General features: G+C 71.5%; 6 protein-coding genes. 1 reads left to right on the forward strand and 5 read right to left on the reverse strand.

Features of this window, described 5'->3' with window-relative positions:
* Positions 1 to 155 precede the first annotated feature (155 nt).
* The 3 genes from ACSNOG_RS19130 to ACSNOG_RS19140 all read right to left on the reverse strand — a co-directional run bounded on the left by ACSNOG_RS19130 (position 156) and on the right by ACSNOG_RS19140 (position 2,881).
* The gene (locus ACSNOG_RS19130; RefSeq protein ID WP_436753870.1) at positions 156 to 1,385 is read right to left on the reverse strand and encodes an NADP-dependent isocitrate dehydrogenase; all 1,230 of its coding nucleotides are present in this window, start codon (positions 1,383 to 1,385) and stop codon (positions 156 to 158) included.
* 157 nt (positions 1,386 to 1,542) lie between these two features.
* On the reverse strand, positions 1,543 to 2,022 hold the full coding sequence (locus ACSNOG_RS19135) for a DUF3017 domain-containing protein (protein WP_436753871.1): 480 nt from the start codon (positions 2,020 to 2,022) through the stop codon (positions 1,543 to 1,545).
* On the reverse strand, positions 2,012 to 2,881 hold the full coding sequence (locus ACSNOG_RS19140) for a bifunctional methylenetetrahydrofolate dehydrogenase/methenyltetrahydrofolate cyclohydrolase (RefSeq protein WP_436753872.1): 870 nt from the start codon (positions 2,879 to 2,881) through the stop codon (positions 2,012 to 2,014). Before ACSNOG_RS19140 ends, ACSNOG_RS19135 begins: the two co-directional genes overlap by 11 nt.
* Positions 2,882 to 3,131: 250 nt before the next feature.
* On the opposite strand from ACSNOG_RS19140, the gene ACSNOG_RS19145 reads away from it, so the two are divergent.
* The gene (locus tag ACSNOG_RS19145; protein WP_436753873.1) at positions 3,132 to 3,737 is read left to right on the forward strand and encodes a hypothetical protein; all 606 of its coding nucleotides are present in this window, start codon (positions 3,132 to 3,134) and stop codon (positions 3,735 to 3,737) included.
* A 73-nt stretch (positions 3,738 to 3,810) separates the two neighbouring features.
* Here ACSNOG_RS19145 and purH read toward each other — a convergent pair whose 3' ends face one another.
* Together purH and purN are read right to left on the reverse strand one after the other, a co-directional pair.
* Positions 3,811 to 5,361 carry a bifunctional phosphoribosylaminoimidazolecarboxamide formyltransferase/IMP cyclohydrolase gene (purH, locus tag ACSNOG_RS19150; protein WP_436753876.1) on the reverse strand — a complete coding sequence of 517 codons (1,551 nt, stop codon included), beginning with the start codon at positions 5,359 to 5,361 and terminating at the stop codon, positions 3,811 to 3,813.
* An 11-nt stretch (positions 5,362 to 5,372) separates the two neighbouring features.
* The coding region (gene purN / locus ACSNOG_RS19155; RefSeq protein WP_436753874.1) for a phosphoribosylglycinamide formyltransferase at positions 5,373 to 6,000 on the reverse strand (628 nt) is incomplete at its 5' end.

A 6,000-nucleotide genomic window follows, 5' to 3' on the forward strand; every position in this document is an offset into this window, starting at 1 on the left:
GTCACTCCCCGGCCACAGCAGGCTTGAAAGGGTTGCCGCGCGAAATCGCGATCATGAAACTCGTCGGCGGGGCGGTGGCCGGTCCTCCCACGGGGGTGGAGGACCGGCCACCGCGGCCGCTCACCCGGCCCGTACCGCCCACGCGGCCGCGGGCCTCACACGGCGGCCGTCGGCGCGAGGCTGCCGCTCAGCTTCGCCTCGACGGCCGCGAGGAACTCCTCGGTGGTCAGCCAGGGCGTCCCGGCACCGACCAGCTGCGCCAGGTCCTTGGTCATCCGCCCGTCCTCGACGGTCTGCGTGCACGCCCGCTCCAGCGCCTGCGCGAACGCGACGACTTCGGGCGTGCCGTCCAGCCGGCCGCGGTGGGCCAGGGCCCGGGTCCAGGCGAAGACCGAGGCGATCGGATTGGTCGAGGTGGCCTTGCCCTGCTGGTGTTGGCGGTAGTGACGGGTGACGGTGCCGTGCGCGGCCTCGGCCTCCAGCGTGCGGCCGTCGGGCGTCATCAGGACCGAGGTCATCAGGCCGAGCGAGCCGAAGCCCTGGGCGACGGTGTCGGACTGCACGTCGCCGTCGTAGTTCTTGCAGGCCCAGACGTAGCCGCCGGACGACTTCAGCGCGGTGGCCACCATGTCGTCGATGAGGCGGTGCTCGTAGGCCAGCCCGGCCCCCTCGAACTCCTGCCTGAACTCGGCGTCGAAGACCTCCTGGAAGAGGTCCTTGAACCGGCCGTCGTACTTCTTCAGGATCGTGTTCTTGGTGGACAGGTAGACCGGGTAGCCGCGCTCCAGGCCGTAGCGGAACGAGGCGCGCGCGAAGTCGCGGATCGACTCGTCCAGGTTGTACATCGCCAGCGCCACGCCCGGGCCCGGGAAGTCGTAGACCTCCAGCTCCACCGGCTCGGAGCCGTCCCGGGGGGTGTAGGTCACGGTCAGGGTGCCCGCGCCGGGCACCTTCAGGTCGGTCGCCCGGTACTGGTCGCCGAAGGCGTGGCGGCCGACGACGATCGGCTTCGTCCAGTTGGGGACGAGCCTCGGCACGTTCGCCATGATGATCGGCTCGCGGAAGATCACTCCGCCGAGGATGTTGCGGATGGTGCCGTTGGGCGAGGGGTACATCGCCTTGAGGCCGAACTCCTCGACCCGCGCCTCGTCCGGTGTGATCGTCGCGCACTTCACGCCGACGCCGTGCTCCCGGATGGCGTGCGCGGCGTCGACGGTCACCTGGTCGCCGGTGGCGTCGCGGTGCTCGATCCCCAGGTCGAAGTACTTCAGGTCGAGGTCGAGGTGGGGCAGGATCAGCCGGTCCTTGATGAACCGCCAGATGATCCGGGTCATCTCGTCGCCGTCGAGCTCGACGACCGGGCCGACTACCTTGATCTTGGCCATGACGGGGAACGTCCCTCTCGCGGGCAGCACCGGCCCCTTCCCGCCCAGCGGGGCAGGAAAGGGATCACCTCGTCATCAAGCTACTCGAAAACGGTCAAAGCGGGCAGCCCGGCGGGCCGACAGGTCGACGGACCGACGGGCTGACGGGCTGACGGGCCTAGACCGTGAAGTGGAGGATGTCCTCCAGGAACGGCACCTTCAGCCACGGGTGCGGCTGCGCCATCAGGGACAGCAGCAGGATCGCCGCGCCCAGCCCGCCGTACGTGATCATGTCCGTGAACCGGGAGCGCACGGCCAGCATGCCCACGGACGGCAGCGCCCAGCGCAGCACGGCGCCACCGGCCATCGCCAGCCCGATCAGCAGCGTCCCGACCCGGAACGCGTCGAAGGCGACGATCAGCAGCCCGAGCCCCGTCACGCCCATGACCGCCAGCAGCGGCCACTGGCGCGCCGGCGCCGGAGCGTCCCCCGGGGCGGCGCGCCCGCCGCCCTCGGGGCGGGCGGTGTCCCGCGTGAGCTGGAAGCGCCGGCCCTTGCCCGCGCCCGGCTCCCCGGCCGCGCCGGACTTCTCCGTCCCGCCGGGCTCCTCGCCCGGTCCCGCGCCCGGTCCCGCGCCCGGCCCTTCCTCAGCCCGCATTGCCGCTTCCGGCGGCGCGCTCCGCGGCCTCCACCACGTTCACCAGCAGCAGGGCCCGGGTCATCGGGCCGACGCCGCCCGGGTTCGGCGAGACCCAGCCGGCGACCTTGGCGACCGCCGGGTCGACATCGCCCATGATCTTGCCCTCGCCGTCGCGGCTGACGCCGACGTCCAGCACGGCCGCGCCCGGCTTGACGTCCTCCGGCTTGATCAGGTGGCCCACGCCCGCCGCGGCGACGATGATGTCGGCCTCGCGCAGGTGCGCCGACAGGTCACGGGTGCCGGTGTGGCAGAGGGTGACCGTGGAGTTCTCGGTGCGGCGGGTCAGCAGCAGGCCGATCGAGCGGCCCACGGTGATGCCGCGGCCGACGACCACGACGTGCTTGCCGGCCAGCTCGACGTCGTGGCGGCGCAGCAGCTCGATGATGCCGTTGGGGGTGCAGGGCAGCGGGCCGGTCTCGTTCAGCACCAGGCGGCCGAGGCTCATCGGGTGCAGGCCGTCGGCGTCCTTGGCCGGGTCCATCAGCTCCAGGACGCGGTTGGTGTCGATGCCCTTGGGGAGCGGGAGTTGGACGATGTAGCCGGTGCAGTCGGGGTTGTCGTTCAGCTCGCGGACGACCGCCTCGATCTCCTCCTGGGTGGCCGTGGCGGGCAGTTCGCGCTGGATCGAGGCGATGCCGACCTCGGCGCAGTCGCGGTGCTTGCCGGCGACGTACCACTTGCTGCCGGGGTCGTCACCGACGAGGAGCGTGCCGAGACCGGGCTGGACGCCCTTGGCCTTCAGCGCCTCCACGCGCACGGTGAGTTCGGACTTGATCGCTGCTGCGGTGGCCTTGCCATCGAGAATCTGGGCGGTCATGACCCCATCCTCGCGGATGGGGCGGCCATGGTTCCAATCAGGGCGGTCCGCAGTTGGTGACGAATTCGCACCGGTTATTCCCGGCAGCCCCCGCCGCCCCTCCGATACGGGTATCAGCTGGACAAAAGTCAGAGGCCCCATAACGATGATCCGCGTGCCGCGGGTGCAAAACGGGGGCGAGCCGCTGACACAACTCTCCTCCGAATGCCCGCGCCGTCCCCGCACGACACCGACGGAGGAAATCCCCAGCATGAGCTACGGCGATCAGAACAACCCGTACGGAGCGCCCCAGCAGGCGCCCGGCTACGGATATCCGCAGCAGCCCCAGGGCCCCGTTCCCGGCCAGCCGTACGCCGCTTACCCGCAGGCCCACGGGGGTTACGCCGGTGTGCCGCAGGGCCCGCAGGCGATGCCGGGCATCACCAAGGCCGCGCGCGTCATGCTGTACGTCATCGCCGCGGTGCACGTCGCGCTGATCGGCTTCTTCGGCTTTGTGATCGCCAGGATCAAGGACACGGCCGACGAGGTCGGACCGGGCAGGAAGGTCACCACCGCGCAAGGCGACGAGGTCGATGTCGACAAGTTGGTCGACGTTGGCAACGGCGTCCTGGGATTCTTCATCCTGCTCGCTCTGGTGTTCGCTGCCATCGGCATCGTTCTCGCCGTGCGCTACGCCAAGGGCGGCAATGGCATCCGCGTCGGTTCGATCGTCTACGCGTCTTTCGGCATCATCGGCGGACTCCTGACGTCCTGGGCCTGGGGTCTCGGCCTAATCACGTTCGTCCTGTCGATCCTCGTGATCGTCTTCGCGGCCAAGCAGGCCTCGGCCGAGTGGTTCCGCCGCCCGCGCTTCTGACGACGGCCCGGTCGGCCGCACCGGAGGCCCGCATCCCGCACCGCGCGGGATGCGGGCCTCCGGCTTTCGCCGCCTAGTGGAAGAAGTGGCGCGTGCCCGTGAAGTACATCGTCACGCCCGCCGCCTTCGCGGCCTCCACGACCTGCTCGTCCCGGACCGAACCGCCCGGCTGCACCACGGCCTTGATGCCGGCGGCCGTCAGCACCTCCAGCCCGTCCGGGAAGGGGAAGAACGCGTCGGAGGCGGCGTACGAGCCGCGTGCCCGCTCCTCGCCCGCCCGCTGCACCGCGAGCTTCGCCGAGTCGACGCGGTTGACCTGGCCCATGCCGACGCCGACCGTCGCGCCGCCCTTGGCCAGCAGGATGGCGTTGGACTTCACGGCGCGGCAGGCGCGCCAGGCGAAGGCCAGCTCGGCGAGCTCGGCGGCGGACAGGGCCTCGCCCGTGGCGAGCGTCCAGCCGGCCGGATCGTCGCCCTCGGCCTGGAGGCGGTCCTTGGTCTGCAGCAGCAGGCCGCCCTCGACGGGACGGGCCTCGGTGACCGCGCACGGGGCGTCGGCGCAGCGCAGCACGCGGATGTTCTTCTTGCGGGCCAGCACCTCGACGGCGCCGTCCTCGTAGGCCGGGGCGACGATGACCTCGGTGAAGATCTCGGCGACCTGCTCGGCCAGGGCGACCGAGACCGGGCGGTTGACGGCGATCACACCGCCGAACGCCGACAGCGGGTCGCACTCGTGCGCCTTGCGGTGGGCCTCCGCGACGTCCGAACCGGTCGCGATGCCGCACGGGTTGGCGTGCTTGATGATCGCTACGCAGGGGTCGGCGTGGTCGTACGCCGCCCGGCGCGCGGCCTCGGTGTCGACGTAGTTGTTGTACGACATCTCCTTGCCGTGCAGCTGCTCGGCGTGCGCAAGGCCCTTGCCGGAGGCGTCGGTGTAGAGGGCGGCGGGCTGGTGCGGGTTCTCGCCGTAGCGCAGCACGTTCGCACGGGTGAAGGTGGCGCCGAAGAAGCCGGGGAAGCCGCTCTCGTCCTGCGCCGCGTAGTCGTCGGCGAACCAGCCCGCGACGGCCACGTCGTAGGCGGCCGTGTGCTGGAAGGCCTCCGCGGCCAGGCGCTTGCGGGCGGCGAGGTCGAAGCCGCCGTCGGCGACGGCCGCGAGGACGTCCTGGTAGCGGCCGGGGTTGACCACGACGGCCACCGACGGGTGGTTCTTGGCGGCGGCGCGGACCATCGAGGGGCCGCCGATGTCGATCTGCTCCACGCACTCGTCGGGCGAGGCGCCGGAGGCGACGGTCTCCCGGAACGGGTAGAGGTTGACGATCACCAGCTCGAAGGGCTCGACGCCCAGCTCGGCGAGCTGCTCGCGGTGGGCGTCGAGGCGCTGGTCGGCCAGGATGCCCGCGTGGACGCGCGGGTGGAGCGTCTTGACGCGGCCGTCCAGGCACTCGGGGAAACCGGTGAGCTCCTCGACCCGGGTGACCGGGACGCCGGCGGCGGCGATCCGGCCGGCCGTCGAGCCGGTCGAGACGAGCTCGACGCCCGCCTCGTGCAGACCGCGCGCGAGCTCCTCCAGCCCGGCCTTGTCGTAGACGCTGACCAGAGCGCGGCGGATGGGCCGCTTCATACCTTCGGCGGTCACAGGAATTTCACCTTTCGTCCCTCTATGCGGTAGCCGTTGCGGGCCAGACGCCCCACGACCTCGACGAGCAGCTCGCGCTCGACTTCCTTGATCCGCTCGTGCAGCGCGGATTCGTCGTCCTCGTCCAGGACCTCGACCACGCCCTGGGCGATGATCGGGCCGGTGTCGACGCCGTCGTCGACGAAGTGCACGGTGCACCCGGTCACCTTGACGCCGTACGCGAGCGCGTCGCGCGCGCCGTGGGCGCCGGGGAAGCTGGGCAGCAGGGCGGGGTGCGTGTTGATCACGCGGCCCCCGAAGCGGGCCAGGAACTCCTTGCCCACGATCTTCATGAAACCGGCCGAGACCACGAGGTCCGGCTCGTGGGCCGCGGTGGCCTCGGCCAGCGCGCGGTCCCAGGCGTCGCGCGTCGGGTGGTCCTTGACGCGGCAGACGAACGTGGGGATCCCGGAGCGCTCGGCCCGCTCCAGGCCGGCGATGCCGTCCCGGTCGGCGCCCACGGCCACGATCCGGGCGCCGTAGCCCTGCGGGTCGGCGGCGATCGCATCGAGCAGGGCCTGCAGATTGGTGCCGGAGCCGGAGACGAGGACGACGAGGCGGGCGGGGGGCGCGGGAGGCGGGGAG

This window comes from Streptomyces sp. URMC 124 (genome assembly GCF_051386455.1).
Classification (GTDB): Bacteria; Actinomycetota; Actinomycetes; order Streptomycetales; family Streptomycetaceae; genus Streptomyces.